Origin of the sequence: Bacillus sp. FJAT-27245 (assembly GCF_001273955.1) — a bacterium.
In the GTDB taxonomy this organism is placed as follows: domain Bacteria; phylum Bacillota; class Bacilli; order Bacillales; family Cytobacillaceae; genus Bacillus_D.
In genome coordinates, this window is the sequence record NZ_LIGI01000001.1 from 2352494 (window position 1) to 2368848 (window position 16355).

General features: G+C 50.6%; 15 protein-coding genes. All 15 read right to left on the reverse strand.

What is annotated here, in order from left to right; genetic code table 11:
- Nucleotides 1–239: 239 nt before the first annotated feature.
- The gene (locus tag ADU24_RS11340) at nt 240–1316 is read right to left on the reverse strand and encodes a tartrate dehydrogenase (RefSeq protein ID WP_053366741.1); all 1077 of its coding nucleotides are present in this window, start codon (nt 1314–1316) and stop codon (nt 240–242) included.
- Nucleotides 1313–2311: a hydroxyacid dehydrogenase gene (locus ADU24_RS11345; protein WP_053366742.1), complete on the reverse strand. Its 999-nt coding sequence runs from the start codon at nt 2309–2311 to the stop codon at nt 1313–1315. Before ADU24_RS11345 ends, ADU24_RS11340 begins: the two co-directional genes overlap by 4 nt.
- A gap of 18 nt (nt 2312–2329) precedes the next feature.
- Entirely contained in the window at nt 2330–3532 is a 1203-nt protein-coding gene (locus tag ADU24_RS11350) for a thiolase family protein (protein WP_053366743.1), read from the reverse strand.
- Complete coding sequence (locus ADU24_RS11355) at nt 3532–4680, reverse strand: acyl-CoA dehydrogenase family protein (protein WP_053366744.1); 1149 nt, start codon at nt 4678–4680, stop codon at nt 3532–3534. Before ADU24_RS11355 ends, ADU24_RS11350 begins: the two co-directional genes overlap by 1 nt.
- A 25-nt stretch (nt 4681–4705) precedes the next feature.
- Entirely contained in the window at nt 4706–5368 is a 663-nt protein-coding gene (locus ADU24_RS11360; protein ID WP_053366745.1) for a 3-oxoacid CoA-transferase subunit B, read from the reverse strand.
- A complete protein-coding gene (locus tag ADU24_RS11365; protein ID WP_156324565.1) occupies nt 5352–6059 on the reverse strand; it encodes a CoA transferase subunit A in 708 nt (235 codons plus the stop codon). The genes ADU24_RS11360 and ADU24_RS11365 overlap by 17 nt, the downstream gene beginning before the upstream one ends.
- A gap of 63 nt (nt 6060–6122) precedes the next feature.
- Nucleotides 6123–7439 carry a flavin monoamine oxidase family protein gene (locus tag ADU24_RS11370; protein ID WP_053366746.1) on the reverse strand — a complete coding sequence of 439 codons (1317 nt, stop codon included), beginning with the start codon at nt 7437–7439 and terminating at the stop codon, nt 6123–6125.
- A gap of 309 nt (nt 7440–7748) precedes the next feature.
- Nucleotides 7749–9230 carry an aldehyde dehydrogenase family protein gene (locus tag ADU24_RS11375; protein WP_053366747.1) on the reverse strand — a complete coding sequence of 494 codons (1482 nt, stop codon included), beginning with the start codon at nt 9228–9230 and terminating at the stop codon, nt 7749–7751.
- A 19-nt stretch (nt 9231–9249) separates the two neighbouring features.
- Nucleotides 9250–10416: an LL-diaminopimelate aminotransferase gene (locus tag ADU24_RS11380; protein WP_082306884.1), complete on the reverse strand. Its 1167-nt coding sequence runs from the start codon at nt 10414–10416 to the stop codon at nt 9250–9252.
- Nucleotides 10417–10482: 66 nt separating this feature from the next.
- On the reverse strand, nt 10483–11820 hold the full coding sequence (locus tag ADU24_RS11385) for a D-serine ammonia-lyase (protein WP_053366748.1): 1338 nt from the start codon (nt 11818–11820) through the stop codon (nt 10483–10485).
- An 18-nt stretch (nt 11821–11838) separates the two neighbouring features.
- On the reverse strand, nt 11839–12810 hold the full coding sequence (locus ADU24_RS11390) for a ring-cleaving dioxygenase (protein ID WP_053366749.1): 972 nt from the start codon (nt 12808–12810) through the stop codon (nt 11839–11841).
- 122 nt (nt 12811–12932) lie between these two features.
- Nucleotides 12933–13787 (reverse strand): manganese catalase family protein, encoded by an 855-nt coding sequence (locus tag ADU24_RS11395; protein WP_053368895.1) that lies wholly within the window; start codon nt 13785–13787, stop codon nt 12933–12935.
- A gap of 232 nt (nt 13788–14019) precedes the next feature.
- A complete protein-coding gene (locus tag ADU24_RS11400; protein ID WP_053366750.1) occupies nt 14020–15012 on the reverse strand; it encodes a zinc-binding dehydrogenase in 993 nt (330 codons plus the stop codon).
- A 170-nt stretch (nt 15013–15182) separates the two neighbouring features.
- A complete protein-coding gene (locus tag ADU24_RS11405; RefSeq protein WP_053366751.1) occupies nt 15183–15638 on the reverse strand; it encodes a DUF6376 family protein in 456 nt (151 codons plus the stop codon).
- Nucleotides 15639–15711: 73 nt separating this feature from the next.
- Nucleotides 15712–16347, reverse strand: a complete 636-nt coding sequence (locus tag ADU24_RS11410; protein ID WP_053366752.1) for a YdcF family protein — start codon at nt 16345–16347, stop codon at nt 15712–15714.
- Nucleotides 16348–16355: the final 8 nt, after the last annotated feature.

Here is a 16355-nt window from a genome sequence, read left to right on the forward strand (position 1 = left end):
GATTGTATGCTTGTATGGCCATTGTTCTTAACTTTCATTCTAGGCCGCACCAAAATAAGCTTTCCCCAAAATATTCATTTTGAAGGAAAACATCGGCCAGAATGAGTGTATCCAATTAGTTGGATTAGTTAAGAACGGCTCTCGCCATAAAACATACCCCTTAAAAGGCTATATTGGTTTCATTGAAATTTTATCATAGGGAAAACAGCAAAGTAAAGCGGCGCTGGCGGAAAATTCTACTATTTCCCCATGATTTTACGGCACACTTCATCCCCGAATTGCCAGGTGGATGCCGTACCCCCAAGATCCGGTGTCAAAGCGGCGCTTCCCTCTAAAACTTGCTGGAGCGAATCCATAAGAACTTCGGCCAACTCGTGTTCACCAAGATGATCAAGCATCATCCCCGCGCACCAAATAGCTGCAGTTGGGTTCGCAATTCCTTTTCCCGCAATATCCGGCGCTGAGCCATGAACAGGTTCGAACATGGATGGGAATTCTTTTTCTGGATTAATGTTCGCGGAAGGTGCGATGCCGAGGCCTCCGACAATCGCGGCTCCGAGGTCTGTCAGGATATCGCCGAAGAGATTTGAGGCGACGACTACATCGAATGACTCCGGTTTTGTTACGAAAAACGCGGCGAGTGCGTCAATGTGGGTGATTTCCGTTTCGACGTCCGGGAACTCTCTGTTTATTTTCCTGACGTATTCATCCCAGAATGGCATCGTATGGTTTATGCCATTTGATTTCGTCGCCGCCGTCAGCTTTTTCCTTTTTCCCTGACAGCTTGCTAGAGAAAAGGCATAGCGCAAGACCCGTTCGACCCCATGCCTTGTAAAAACGGAACTCTGGATGGCCAGGTCCATTAAGGTGCCCTCATACATCCGCCCGCCAATGCTTGAATATTCGCCTTCATTGTTTTCCCGTACCACGATGAAATCTAACTCGGCCGCTCCTTTACCTGCCAAAGGCGAATTTATTCCCCTTAACAGTTTTACGGGGCGGAGGTTGATATACTGCTGGAATTGGCGGCGGATCGGCAACAGCAGCCCCCAAAGGGAAACATGGTCCGGTACGCCTGGATAGCCGACTGCGCCGAGATAAATTGTATCATGTCCCTTCAGCTGCTCAAGGCCGTTATCCGGCATCATCGCTCCGTTTTTCAGATAATACTCACAGCTCCAATCAAATTCCTGGTAGTCAAATTTTAGACCGCCATCAAGCTGGCACAGCGCATCCAGTACTTTTCTTCCTTCCCTGATGACGTCAACGCCAATCCCGTCACCTGGAATAAGGGCGATGGAATAATGCCTTGTCATTTCGCACCCCCATATCGCGCCAAAACTTCGGGATTCCCACAATAGTCGGGTTTTTCGCCCTTCACCGCCTTGAGAATATTTTTTGCAACCGTAGTTGACATAATATAATTACACTCAACGGTTGTCCCGCCGACATGCGGGGTGACAATGACATTTGGAAGTGACAAAATGGGATCATCAGCCCGAGGAGGCTCAGGATCAAACACATCAAGCGCTGCTCCTGCGATTTTGCCATTTTTCAAAGCGTCATACAAATCGGACTGGTTTACGMCCCCGCCCCTGGCCGTATTGATGAGGAAGGATGTTGGCTTCATTAAAGCCAGCAGCCGGCGTTCCACAAGCCCGCGCGTCTGTCCGGTCAACGGGATATGAAGCGAAATAAAGTCTGAGTCGCAGAAAATAGACTCAAGATCCTCTGTGATTGAGATGCCCCATTCGTGTGCGGCACCATGCTTTTTCTCATCGTACTTCCGGACCCAGGCGGCAACGTCCATGCCAAGGCCGAATTTAAGCCGTCTTGCCGTTTCTTTTGCGATGCTCCCAAATCCAACGATTCCGACTTTCTTTCCTCTCAGCTCATATGACATGAGCGATGTTCTCGAACTGTAATTACCCCGGCTCATTTCAGTGTGGAACGGAACCAGGCTTTTCCCAAGCGCCATAATCAGCATGACGGCATGTTCGGCTGTCGAAACTGCATTGACGGACGGCGCATGGAGGACGGGTATCCCTTTCGAAGTCGCATGCGCGACATCAATATTATCAAGGCCGACTCCCGCACCGGAAATTGCCTTCAGATGTGAGGCAGCGTCAATGATTTCCCTTGTAATCCTGGCAGGGGCGCGCAGGACTATGCCATCCACATCAGCGGCCAATTGGCAAAGGTGTTCCGTTTCAATGTTGTCTGTCCTAATCACCTCTGCGCCTTCAAGAAGTATTTTTTCGCCTTCAGAGTGGTACATGGACAGGATTTGCAAGATTTTTGGTTTCTTCATTCAACAGTCCCTCTTCTATTAAATTCTTGAATTTTCAACAATCATGGTCAGCCCCTGTCCACCCCCAATGCAGAGGGTCACAAGCCCATACCTGTTGCCTCGCCGTTCAAGCTCATTCAGGAGTTTGACCATCAAGATTGCGCCTGTCGCCCCGATTGGATGCCCAAGCGCGATGGCGCCGCCATTGACATTCACCCGTTGCGGATCCATTTCGAGCTCTTTCATTACGGCCAATGCCTGGGCGGCAAACGCTTCATTCAATTCTATTAAATCAATATCACCCAGCCGGAGTCCAGCCTGGTTCAATACCTTTCTTACGGAAGGGACCGGCCCAATCCCCATGATGTCCGGCGATACTCCGGCAGCTGCATAGCCGATAATCTTCGCGCGTGCATTAAGCCCTAAGTTGGCCGCGCCTTCTTCCTCCATCACTAGCAGGGCCGCGGCTCCGTCGTTCCTTCCGCTCGCATTTCCCGCCGTCACGGTCCCGCCGGGTTTAAACACCGGCTTCAGCTGTCCCAGTTTTTCGAGGGACGTTGCCCTTGGATGCTCGTCTTTTTCGAAAAAGAAGTCTCCTTTCCTGGACAGCACCTTTAAGGGCACGATCTCGCCAGCGAATTTGCCCGCCGCAATCGCTGCCGCGGCTTTTTCCTGGCTGGAGAGCGCAAATTCATCCTGTTCTTTCCTTGAAATCCTGTACTTTTCGGCGAGGTTCTCCGCGGTCATGCCCATCGTTAGGTGCCCATACACATCAATGGGCTGGGCGCGCGGCTGGCTCTCTGTATTCGGGTCGAGGAGTTCTCCGTTTCCCGCGCCGTACCCATAACGCGCATGCCGCAAGTAATATGGTGCCGTGCTCATGCTTTCCGCCCCTCCGGCCACAATAAGGGAGCTGTCCCCGCAGGCAATCTGCTGCGCGGCGCTCACGATTGCCTGCAAGCCCGAGGCACATTGGCGATGGACGGTATATCCCGGCACTTCAACCGGGAGACCCGCTTTTAACAAAGCAAGCCTGGCAATATTCGGCGTATCGGAACTTTGCTTCGCATGGCCCCAAATAACTTCGTCGATTCCATTCCCGTTTACGCCTGTCCTCACCATAAGTTCACGGATAACAGCCTCCGATAGCTGGTCAGCCTCCACTTCCTTCAATGTGCCGCCCATTCGCCCGATGGCCGTTCGTACACCATCAACAATGACAGCCTGTTTCCTTTCAGCCATTACTTCAAGCTCCTTTTCAGCTCTGCCGCGATAATGTTTTTCTGTATTTGGCTTGTACCTTCATAAATTTTTGTGATCCGGGCATCCCTGTAAAAACGTTCAATCGGATAATCCTTCATGTAGCCGATGCCGCCGTGAATCTGGACGGCAAGGTCGGCGACCCGGTTATACACTTCAGACCCGTACAGCTTCGCGATAGCCGCTTCCTTGACGACCCTCATTTTCCTGTCGCTCATCCAGGCGGCACGGTAGGTGATTGAGCGCAGCACTTCGATTTCGGCTGCCATTTCGGCGAGCATGTGCTGGACGGCCTGCTGTTCAAAAATCGGCTTGCCGAACTGCTCCCTTTTCATTGTGTAATCGAGGCTCATTTCAAGAAGCTTTTCACAGGAGCCCAAATTCCTGGCCGCCAGTCCCGCACGGCCATTCGCTAAAATTTTTAGCGCGTTCACATACCCTTTATTTTCCTCGCCAAGAACGTTTTCAGCAGGGACCTCCATATCTTCAAAAAATAATTCCGCAGAATGCGAGCCCCTCAGCCCCATTTTTCGTTCAACCGCCCCCAGAACAAAGCCTGGAAAGGACTTTTCCACGATAAACGAAGTGATTCCTTTTGGCCCTTTCTCCGGGTCTGTAACAGCCATTACGGTAAATACATGGCCACAGACTGCATTCGTTATATAATGCTTGGAGCCATTCAAAATATAGCGGTCCCCTTTTCTGACAGCCTTCGTTTTCATTGCCGCCGCATTGGAACCCGCGCTTGGTTCCGTCAGTGCGAACGCGCCTATCCACTCGCCGGTCGCCATTTTCGGTAAGTATTTATTCTTTTGTTCCTCTGTCCCAAGCTCGACAATTCCGACCGATCCGATTCCGGTATGGGCGCCAATCAATGTAGTATAACCGTTATGCGTCTTCCCGAGTTCCTCGTAAATGGCACATTTCCCGACCATATCAAGGCCGAGCCCGCCGTATTCCTCGGGTATCCCGAGTCCGAACAGACCCATTTCTTTTGACATTCGGACAATCTTCTCTGGAATTTCATCGTTTTCCTCTATCGCCATCGCCACTTTTTCGACTTCCTGCTCCACAAACTCACGGACTGTTGCGCGAAGAAGTTCTATTTCTTCTGAAAAAGAGAAATCCATCCGCTTTCCCCCTCTTTTTAATAGTCTACTTCCATAGCTTCAGCTCCGGCGAAACGGTGAACCTCGCAGCGGTAACAGCCTCGAGTTCTTCAATTGACGTCCCCTCCGCTAGTTCCTCAAGAACCATGCTTCCGCCAATTAACGAAAATACCGCAAGCTCTGTCACAATGAGCGAGGCGCACTGAATGCCGGTTGTCGGGTACGCCAATTCCCCGACTAGCTTCGGAGAGCCATCCTTCGCCATATGTGTCAGCGCGGCAATGATTTTTTTTGCTCCTGGAACAAGGTCCATTGCCCCGCCCACTCCGAGGATATCAGTGCCAGGCACCGCCCAGTTGGCGATTTCCCCTTTTTCACTTACCTGGAGCGCCCCAAGGACGACGACATCGATGTGGCCGCCGCGAATCATTCCGAACGAATCGCTGCTTGAAAAGATGGCCGCGCCCGGTTCAAGTGTTACGGGATGTTTGCTTGCGCTGATGCAATCCATGTCCAGTTCATCGGGTGGAGGAGCTGGCCCCATCCCGAGCATGCCGTTTTCCGAATGAAGAAAGACGCCATTGCCAGGCTCAAGGAACTCAGGGATGAGTGTCGGAATGCCAACGCCAAGATTCACCACCATACCCGGTTTCAGCTCTTTAGCGATTCGCCGGGCAATCCGCCTTCTGGCATCAGTTTTTTTTGACATACACGCCACCTTCCTTCCAATAGCGGCTTACGACAAGGTAATCGACAAAATTATGGGGGGTGACGATTTGCTCAGGATCAAGCGAGCCGCATGGGACAATTTCATCCACTTCGGCAATCACAACATCCGCGGCAGTTGCCATCGCCGGATTGAAATTACGTGCTGATTTTGTGTAAATGAGGTTGCCGAGCGAATCCGCCTTTGCGGCTTTAATAAGCGCCGCTTTTGCCCTGATTGCTTCAACGAGAATATTCCTTTCCCCATTAAAGCTCCGTTCTTCCTTTCCTTTTGCCAGCTCCGTTCCGACGCCGGTTTTTACATAAAAGGCTGCAATCCCCGCTCCTCCCGCTCGGATTGCTTCAACAAAGGTTCCTTGCGGGAAAAGTTCGATGTCCAGCTTGCCTCTTTTCCACGCCTTTACCGCGTCACGGTTCGACGTAAAATAGGAGCCAATCGCCTTATTTATTTGTCCGGAAAGGAGCAGAAGCCCCAGACCTTTTCCCGGCTCCCCCAAATTGTTGCTGATGATTGTAAGGTTCCTTATCGCGGGCTGCGCCGTGATTGCGTCGATTAGGGTAAAAGGCGTGCCGCACAGCCCAAATCCGCCCACCATAACCGAGTCGCCATCCCGCAAAAGGCGAACCGCTTCTTCAGGAGACAGCAATTTTTCCGAATGAACCAATATTCCCAACCGTACGCCTCCTTCCTGCTAAAAAAGCGCCCCCGCCTTGAGGGCGCTTCTATTCATTTTTGTTCACTTGGCTTCTTGCCCGCGAAAAAATCTATCCACCTTTCTCGCAGCTGTCATCCCTGACTCGATTGCACCGTCCATAAAGCTTGCCCAGCCTTTTGCAAATGTCGTCCCGGCAAGGAAAACACAGTTCTCGGGTGTATTCCAATCCTCGAAATACCGTATTAGCTGGTTCGGCTTGAGCATTGGCCAGGCTTCTTTTGAAAAATCGTCATTGACCCAGTCATGCCCTGTGCATTCAATGACCTTCACATCAGGAAGCCAATGCTTAAGCGCTTTTTCCACGCCTTCGCGGTCATTTGGGTCAAGCAAGTCAGCGCGCGGCCCGAATCCGACAATAATGCTGTCACTTCCGTCATACCGGTCCAAATGTACGGAATTGAGCGGATAATTTCCTGGGGCAAGCGCATCGAATGGTTCGAGATGGCCTTCAAGCCTCGCCCATACCTTTATGCCTCTTGAAGTCTGGCCTTCATGTGAAGCGCTCATTTTCAAATCGGACAGCATGGGTGAAAATTCTATTTCCTTCAGGACCGTCATCGGGACGGTAACGATGGTTGCCCTTGATCTATACTTCGTACCATCCATTGTCGTCACCGTTGCACCGTATTCGTCATGTTCTATTTTCACCGCTGGAGCCGAAAGCTTAATTTCGGCATGGGAATCCTGCGCAATCGCGTCAATTAACGCTATCGTACCGTCCTTTAGCTTGTAAGTTGAGATCATTTCGCTATGCGTTCCCCAATTTCCCTGTGAAAAGACCCACCAGCGAAAAATCTGGCTGGCCGCCCCTTCACCCGGGGGGCCGCAAAAGTCGGATGCCACCCAGCCATGGAGGATATCATATTCCTCTTCCGTCAGCCCGAAGTCCCGCAAAAATTGCTCGGCCGAAATACCGTCAATCTCCTTGATCAGCGGCGAATGCAGCGGCTGATACGGCAAAGGAACGTATGTCAGGCTCACGCTCATCAACTTTCCGGCCGTATCCCGAATCTTTTTCCTGTATTCTTCGACGGTGGAACAGCGCGCAGTCCCTCCGGAAATCCAATACACTTTTTTCGGCTTCGGGCCAGAAACAATTTCCAGTCCGTACCTTGTAATTTCCGCCCACACATGAGGCTGGTGCCAATGGACATATGTTGCGCCCATTTCTAACTCGGAATCGAGGCGCCTGTCCACCCAGGTTCTTCCGCCAAGCCTGTCACGCGCTTCCAAAACAAGTACCTTATACCCCAGCAGCCGCAGTTCCCTTGCCGCAATCAATCCGGAAAATCCGCCGCCGATCACAACGGTGTCGTAATCCAGTTTTATTTCCTGCATGCGACTCCCCCTAGCACTTCAAACTGCCTTGCCTAATTAAATGTATGAGCAAAAAGCGGGGATAAGTAGCATACAGCCGAAAATTCTTCTGTATATGGGGGTGACCGCCGAAAGTTTTGCCTGTTTTTCGGCCACATGAACAGATATCGAAAGTTTCAGGGGCGATATCGAAAGTTTTTTCAATATATCGCCCGCTTTTTACAATTTATCCCCACTTTTTCTCGGATATCGAAAACTGTCAAATTTCCGCCACAATTACACCCATCTTCCATATGTAAAAAAGCCCACATCGCTGTGAGCTTCAAAACCTTATTTATTATCAATCTGCGCCCGCTGAAGCGTCCCGCTAAAGTCTACATACACCGACTTCCACTCTGTATATACGTCAAGCGCCGCTACCCCGGAATCCCGATGCCCATTTCCCGTTCCTTTCGTGCCGCCGAATGGAAGATGGATTTCCGCGCCTGTCGTTCCTGCGTTCACGTAGACGATGCCCGTATCAAAGTCGCGCATCGCGGTAAACACTTTATTCACATCCCTTGTAAAAATCGAACTGGACAAGCCGAATTCAACGCTGTTATTCACCTCAATCGCTTCCTCCAGGCTCCGAACGGGGATAATGGAAGTTACCGGCCCGAAGATTTCTTCACGGGCGATTACCATCCCGGGAGCAACATCCGTAAACAGCGTCGGCGCATAGTAATGCCCTCCGGCTAAATCACCTTCAGAAAGGATTTCCCCGCCGCAAAGAAGTTTGGCGCCTTCTTCGACCCCTTTTTGCACGTAGCCGTGAATTCGCTCAAGCGAACCCCTGTTAATGACCGGCCCAACATCTACCGTCTCATCAAGTCCATTTCCTACCTTAAGTGCTTTCACCCGCCGAATCAGCTTCTCCTCAAGCTCTTCCTTAACCGATTTATGAACGATGATCCGGCTGCAGGCGGTGCAGCGCTGGCCAGCGGTGCCGAACGCGCTCCACACAATCCCATCGACTGCCAGATCAATATCGGCATCGTCCAGAACCGTCACCGCATTTTTCCMGCCCATTTCAAGCGACGTCCGCTTCAAAAGGCTTCCTGCAAGGCCGTTGATAGCCTTACCGACTTCATTCGAACCTGTAAAGGAAATAATATCAACATCCGGATGTTCGACCAGTGCATTCCCGACGACCGAGCCACTCCCGAAAACAACATTCATCAATCCTTTTGGCAGTCCGGCCTCTTCGTAAATCTTTGCAAACTCCGCGGCCAGGAACGGCGTTTCCGTCGCTGGCTTCCAGACGACCGCATTGCCGGCGACAAGCGCGGGCAACGATTTCCAGGACGCGATGGCGATCGGGAAATTCCAGGGAGTAATCAGTCCGGCCACTCCTACAGGTACACGGACACTCATCGCGAACTTGTTCCGGAGCTCGGACGGAACCGTGTCTCCGAACAGGCGCCGCCCCTCGCCTGCCATGTAATAGGCCATGTCAATCGCTTCCTGGACCTCGCCCCTCGCTTCGGCAATCACCTTTCCCATTTCGCTTGTTAAAATTTGCGCCAAATGTTCCTTCTTTTCTTTTAAAATCCGGGCTACCTCATATAATATTTCAGCCCTCTCAGGAGCGGGAACGAGCCGCCACTCCTTCTGCGCCCGTTTCGCCGCTGCAACTGCACGGCAAACATCTTCCGCCCCGGATTTGGCTACCTCCCCCAATATCTCCCCCGTCGCGGGATTCACATTCTTTATATAGCTGCCTGACAAAGGTTGCGCCCATTCACCGTTTATATAATTCTCGTAACGTATCATTATCCGAGCCTCCATCATTTTAAATCTTGATTTTCCTTTTTATCCGGCCAATCGCTTCATCCAGCCTGTCATTTGGAACCGAAAGGGAAATCCGGAAATAGCCTTCCCCGGATGGCCCGAATGCGTTCCCAGGCGTCACGATGACCCCAGCCTGATCAAGGACAGCCTCCGCGAACCCTGCTGACGAATATCCGGCCGGAACAGGCGCCCATATAAAGAATGTCGCTTTTGGCGGTTCAACCTCTATGCCGATATCCTGAAGGGCACCGACCATTCCTTTCATTCTCGCAAAATAAACATCATTATACGTGTCCACACATGATTGGTCCGACAAAAGCGCATGCGCTCCCGCCAATTGGATTGGTGTAAATACCCCTGTGTCCGTGTTGCTTTTAAAAACGGACAACGCACCGATAGCTTCCCTGTTGCCAACGACGTAGCCAATACGCCACCCGGTCATGCAGTACGTCTTCGAAAGAGATCCAAATTCGACCGCGACATCCTTCGCCCCCTTTGCTTCAAGAATGCTTGGCGGTTTAAAACCACTGAAGGCGACCTTATTATAGGCTGAGTCATGAGCGATGAGGATGCCCTTATCTTTAGCAAAATCGACCGCTTTTTGAAAAAAGGCGCCGTCCGCGACAGCCGCCGTCGGATTCCCGGGATAATTCAGGAACATCAAGCGTGCTTTTTCAACGACTTCCTCCGGAAAATCATTAAACTCGGGCAAAAAACCGTTCTCTTTCACCATCGGCATGTTATGGTAAGAACCGCCCGCAAGGAGAGCCGCCATCCGGTAAGGCGGGTAGCACGGGTCAGGAACGAGCACGAATTCTCCTGGGTCGATCATCGCCGGAACGAGGTGGGAAAGCCCTTCCTTCGACCCGATTAATGCAAGCACCTCGGTTTCAGGATTCAGTTCAATTCCATATTCCCGCCTGTAAAATTCGGCGACAGCCTTCCTGAACTCCGGATGGCCTGAAAACTGGGGATACTTCTGGTTCTCCGGCTTTCTCACTTCGTCAACTAGCCTTTCAACAATATGGTCCGGTGTGGGCAAGTCCGGGTCCCCGATTCCCAGATCTATCACATCGATTCCCGACTTGATCATGGCGGCCTTCTTTTTCCCAAGTTCCGCGAACATGTAGGGAGGAATCAGGTCCATCCTGGCAGATTGGTAGCGCAAAACATTTCCCCCTTTATCAATAGGTGTCCCTAAAGAAAAAGTATGGGAAATTCAAGGGAGTATGCTTTATATTTTTTGCAAATAGTTTTTTCGTTCCTGGTCGGGAACCATGCTGCCGCCAGTCGCCCAGGCAATATGGGTGGCGTCCTTCATTTTTTCCAAAAGCCCGTTGCTTTGTAAAAATTCCCGGCCTTCAGCCGTTTCCAGCAGCTTCACTGGGCCAATCGCCCCCGCTGTCGCAGAAGGCTCGAGGAATATCCCCTCTGAGTCCCACATGCCCTTCACCATCACGAAAAGTTTCTCGTCCCTAACAGTAAAGAGCCCTGCCAAAAGCGATTCAATCGTCTTGCTTACAAACCCGGATGACCTCCCAACGGCAAGGCCATCCGCCGCCGTCATGTTGCTCAATCCGAAATCGTTCACACTGATGGCATCATGCAAGCCGGTGGCAAGGCTTAGGAGCATACATGGGGATTGGACCGGCTCCGCGAAAAAGCAGTGTACGTTGTTTTTGAAAATTGCTTTCAACCCATAAGCGATTCCGCCCGGCCCGCCGCCTACTCCACATGGCAGGTACACGAACAGCGGATGGTCGCTGTCCACCAATATACCCTTCTCATCGAGCTGCCTTTTCAGTCTTTCCGCAGCGACCGCATACCCGAGAAACAGGTTGACCGAATTCTCATCATCAATGAAATAGCATGTTGGGTCGCTTTCGGCCTGCTTTCGGCCCTGTTCAACCGCAACGGAATAGTCCGATGCATATTCGACGACTTCCACGCCCAGCGAACGGAGCTTATTTTTCTTCCATGCTTTCGCATCCGCTGACATATGTACAGTGACTTTAAATCCCAGTTTCGCGCCAATCAGGCCGATGCTTAGCCCAAGATTGCCAGTCGAGCCGACCGCGATTGAATAATTGGAGAAGAAGTCCCGGAATGCCTGGCTCCCAAAGGCCGAATAATCATCCTCCGGCTTAATCAAATTATGTGCAATCGCCAAATCCTCGGCATGTTTCAATACTTCGTAAATCCCGCCGCGGGCCTTTATCGATCCGGAAATTGGCAGTTCATTATCGGATTTCAAAAATAATGTGCCTTCGATTTCGCTTTGGTGCCATTCACCCAGCTTATCCTGGAATTTGTTGATTTCCACAAGTGGTGATTCGATGATTCCTTCCGCTTCAGCCGTTTCTGGGTATGCAATCTTAATAAAAGAAGCGAATCGGCCTAACCGGTCCGAAGCATCTTTTATTTGGTCCTCCAATTCAAGCGGGCTTCCGTCAACCAGCGAGTACCGCTTATTTCCCCAAAATACTTCCTCGTCCTCTGCCATTGTACCAAGAACAGGCAATTGCTTTGTCCACTCTTCAATCGTTTTTCCGCCAACCAATCTCTCATTCATTCTCCCGACTCTCCTTTATCAATCTTCTAATTCCAACGGTCTCAGGTTCGCTTCGATCTCCTCCCGTTTCGGCTCGAGGAAGGGAGGGAGCGCCAATTTTTCCCCGAGCGTTTCAACAGGCTCGTCTACCGCGAAACCCGGTGTGTCTGTCGACAGTTCAACCAGAACATGATTTGGCTCCCGGAAATACAGGGCCTTGAAATAATGCCGGTCGACTTCACCCGAATTGATTAGTCCGCTGTCCTTGATTCTTTTTACCCACCAGGCGAATTCCTCTTCGTTTGGAATACGGAACGCAACATGGTGGACTCCGCCCCGGCCAAGCCGCTCCCTCGGCAGATCCGGCCTTGCTTCAAGATGGACTTCCGCCCCAGGGCCACCTTCCCCTGTCGCATACACCTCTATGTCGGGGAAGTCGCCAGCAGGGGCAGGATAGGAGCCCGCATGCCTGAAGCCCATGATTTCGGTCAGTACTTTTGCAGTCGGTTCGGCTGCCCCAACCGTCAATTTCACTGGACCGAGCCCAATGATCGCATGCTCCACAGGTACATCCGAGGCGTCCCATGGCTCGCCTGCCCGAACGCCAGGCTCGCCATTGTCAGCGACAAGCAGCAGCCTTGTGCCTTCGTAATCCTGGAATTCAAGGACATCCCGGCCTGCCCGCTTGGCAATGTCGCCGCTTACAATTCCTTTTTGAATAAACCTTTCTTTCCAATACATAAGTGCTTCTGTATCAGGCACCCTTAAAGAAACGGATGAGATACTCCCGATTCCCGGATAGGTCCTCCCAAGAGCCGGAATATCGAAAAAGGTCACTTCCGTCCCGGGGCTTCCTATCGCATCCGCGTAAAATAGATGGTACGACTCCGGGTTATCCTGGTTTACCGTCTTTTTAACAAGCCTCATCCCGAGAACCTTTGTGTAAAATGAATAATTCTTTTCCGCCTTTGCTGTTAATAGAGAAACGTGGTGCAAACCCAACAGCTCCAATTCTTGCACTCCCTTCCGAGTTCAATGGTTATCTCCATAGTAGCAGGTTTGCCTTACTCTATAAAAAAATAGATATTCGCCACAATAAAAAAATCCCGCGCGATAGAGCGGGACAGAGTATGCTATCGGTTCAAATCACTGATTCCGGGTGCATGTTCGTTAGGAAGCTCGGGCAAAACCGGAACCGGAAACCCTTGCGGCGGAGGGACAACTTGAAGTTCGCCGCCGTTCCTGCTCGGCGACTTGCCGCTGAAAATTTCACCAATGAGCGTATCATCAAGCCTGAAGTTGAATTGGGCATTATGGAAGCCCATATCCACATACTTGCGGCATTCTGGATATTTGTTAATATCATAATTCGGAACCGGAAACAGTTTTCCCCAATCCACCCCAAGTGTTTCAAGGGCTTTTGCAAACGCATTTTGGTGGGCGTTATCCCTGACGATAAGGAAAGCAAGCGTTTCCCGGAACGTTTTATTTGAGCTCATTTCGTAAATTCTCGACTTTTGCAAAACACCGGTTGATTCCAGCGTAAGGTTGTCCAGAAGGTCCCCGATCAGGTTTCCATGGCTGTACACCCAGGACCCGTTCCACGGATTTCCTGCCGCATCCTCAGGAAGTGAAGCCTGCGCGCCTACAATGTAATGATGCGGGTTTGCGTGGTTGACCGGGCCGCCGAGTGGTGACCCGCTTGGGCTGTCCGAGCCTGCTCCCGGCTCACCGGACTCATTCAACAGCTGATTGATCGTTGTTTGCACAAGCTCGACATGGCTGATTTCCTCAAGGAAAATTCCACGCAGTAAATCCCGGTACTTCTTATCTTTACCGCGGAAATTCGAACTTTGGAAAAAGAACTGCATCATCGTGCGCATTTCGCCAAAGTGTCCGCCAAGAATTTCCTGCATCGCTTTCGCAGCAACCGGATCCGGCTTATCCGGCGTGATGATATTAATTAAATCTTCCCTGTAAAAATACATGATTAACCCCACTTTCCTATTTAAAGCCACCATTTCTGGCCTTTCCCATAGTTTGGCAAAGGTTTCGGTTAAACATGCATGAAAAAACAGGAAGAACCGGCGAAACCCCTTTAAGTGGGAAAAGTCGTCCGTGGGTAATTAATAAATATTCGATTCAACCCTATATCACAGCCGCGATAATGAAAAAAAGAAGCCCTCCGTAAAAAGGGCTTCAAAAACAGTATTTTTCCAATTAGCCAATGTAAAACCCGATTTTCCCCAGCTGGGCCGCCTTGTCGAGCCTTTCAAATGCTTCCGTGTACTCTTCAAGCTTGAACATCCGGTCCATTACCGGCCTTATCCCATGCTGCTCAATAAACCCAAGCATTTCCGCAAGCTCCTCGCCGCTTCCGAGAGTCGAACCTAGCAGATTGTACTGTCCGTAAAAGAAGGCACGCAAATTCAAATCAACAACATCCCCAGCGGACGCACCGAACGTTACGATTGTTCCCCCGGTCCGTAGCTGGCCCAGTGATTTGTTGAACGTTGCCGCCCCGACCGATTCAATCACGACATCCATTTTTTCACCGCCAAGCTCCTCAGCCCAGTCTCCCTCGCTGTTGAATGCTTTGTCGGCGCCAAGTTCAAGCGCGCTCTTGCATTTCTCCTCTGAACGGGATGTGACATAAATTGTGGCGCCGGCCGCTTTTGCCATTTGCAGCATCAGCGTTGCTACCCCGCCGCCGATTCCCGGGATGAGAACCTTCATCCCTTCCCTGATCTTCGCACGCGTAAACAGGACGCGGTAGGCTGTAAGTCCGGCAAGAGCGACCACCCCGGCTTCCTCCCATGTTAAAAACGCTGGTTTTGGCAACGCGTTCTCAGCTGGCAGGACTATGTATTCGCCAAATGTCCCGTGGAAAGGATGACCGAGAATTTCAAAACCAGGTGGCGGCGCATCACTTTTTTCCCTCCAGCCGATACCTGGATTGATGATAACTTCATCGCCAACTTCAATTCCTTCCACACCTTCACCAACAGCATCGATAACACCCGCGCCATCCGATCCCATAACGAGTGCTGGATCCGATTCCTTATGGCGTTCAAGGATAATCAGGTCCCTGTGGTTGAGCCCGGCCGTTTTCAACTTAATCCTAACTTCTCCGGCTCCCGGCTCGGCTTTTTCAAAGTCCCTGTATGCCAAACCTTCCATTCCTGTTTTTCCGGCATGAACTAGCGCTTTCATTATCATCCACCCCATTATTTATTTTCTCACAATCTATTTTGGAGCAAGAGCTGTAAAATTGCATGTTTTTACTCTTAAAAACATGCAATTTTTCGAAAGTTCCAGAATCCGCTTTGGTGCACCCCAAAAAACAGCCGAAAGTATGATCGGCTGCCTTCTAAATCTATCTTTTATTTATCTTTTTCCAAAAGGCCCTTCAGCTTTTCGAAAGACCCCGTGATTTCTTCCGTTACCTTGGAAAAGTCCTCTTTTTTCAGAAACTCCTCATTGAAATCACCTTTATCGATTCGTTCCAGGTATACATCGATTTTTTCTTCAAGCGATTGGCCTTTATCGACAATTTCTTTATGAAAGTCATCGGCGATTTCAGGCGCCTCGACTTTGCCGAATTCATTTATTTCCTGCTTCATCTCTTCAAGGCTGCCTTTCAATTCCTGCTTCGCCTGTTCATCATTTACCGCTTTTTCAGCCTTATCGGGAATATCCTTGGCGAATTCCACAACCTTATCCATGTATTCCGAAACTTCATTGGCGTAAACAAAGTGGTCCTTCCCATCCCCGCCAGATGAACAGCCCGCAAGAATCAACGCAAGTAAGCAAAAGAGGGAAAAAAACTTCTTTTTCATCATACCCACCTCCTCGGCTGGATAGTTGGAATAGGGAATCTTGTCCCTTTTTCCCTTTACCCATTTTTCCCGGCTATAAAGCGGAGGTTAAATAGTATTTTGTTAGCGCAAGGTATTCCCTGGCGTACGACTTGACGACGGCCTGTGAAGGGGTTTTCGCAGGAAGACCGCCGAGATCGAGCCCATTATCACCGGCAATCATTTTTGCCCGGTACAGGTGGAACGTATTCGTTACGAGCAGCCCTTTACGCACCCTTTCAGGCAGAAGCTCTTTTGAGAATTTGATATTTTCATATGTAGATGTTGACCTGTCTTCCATGATAATCCTGGATTCTGCGATGCCATGCCAGACAAGCTCCCTTTTAATTGCTTCTGCTTCCGAAATGTCCTCGCCAGGACCCATCCCGCCTGAAGCAATCGCGACGGTGGACGGATTATCATGTAAATAGCTTGCCGCGGCATCGATCCTCTCTTGCAGCGCGAGGGAAGGTATCTCCCCTTTTACCCTCGCCCCCAGGATAATTAAATAATCAGCGCCTGGGGCGGGTTCACCCTTGGCATGCAGGTGGATTTTTGCATGAAGGAACCCAACATACAGGATCCCAAAAGCCAATATAAAAATGAGCCCTTTTTTAATGATAGGACGTTTGACAGTAACCACTTCCCCCGGATTTGGTAAATTCCAGACAAACAGCAAGGGGAGGCCCATTGATGGCA

Coding starts and splice junctions, on each gene's coding strand:
- ADU24_RS11340 (WP_053366741.1), bottom strand. CDS start 1,316: ATGACAAGGCATTATTCCATCGCCCTTATTCCAGGTGACGGGATTGGC.
- ADU24_RS11350 (WP_053366743.1), bottom strand. CDS start 3,532: ATGGCTGAAAGGAAACAGGCTGTCATTGTTGATGGTGTACGAACGGCC.
- ADU24_RS11355 (WP_053366744.1), bottom strand. CDS start 4,680: ATGGATTTCTCTTTTTCAGAAGAAATAGAACTTCTTCGCGCAACAGTC.
- ADU24_RS11360 (WP_053366745.1), bottom strand. CDS start 5,368: ATGTCAAAAAAAACTGATGCCAGAAGGCGGATTGCCCGGCGAATCGCT.
- ADU24_RS11370 (WP_053366746.1), bottom strand. CDS start 7,439: ATGCAGGAAATAAAACTGGATTACGACACCGTTGTGATCGGCGGCGGA.
- ADU24_RS11385 (WP_053366748.1), bottom strand. CDS start 11,820: ATGAATGAGAGATTGGTTGGCGGAAAAACGATTGAAGAGTGGACAAAG.
- ADU24_RS11395 (WP_053368895.1), bottom strand. CDS start 13,787: ATGTATTTTTACAGGGAAGATTTAATTAATATCATCACGCCGGATAAG.
- ADU24_RS11400 (WP_053366750.1), bottom strand. CDS start 15,012: ATGAAAGCGCTAGTTCATGCCGGAAAAACAGGAATGGAAGGTTTGGCA.
- ADU24_RS11405 (WP_053366751.1), bottom strand. CDS start 15,638: ATGAAAAAGAAGTTTTTTTCCCTCTTTTGCTTACTTGCGTTGATTCTT.
- ADU24_RS11410 (WP_053366752.1), bottom strand. CDS start 16,347: ATGGGCCTCCCCTTGCTGTTTGTCTGGAATTTACCAAATCCGGGGGAA.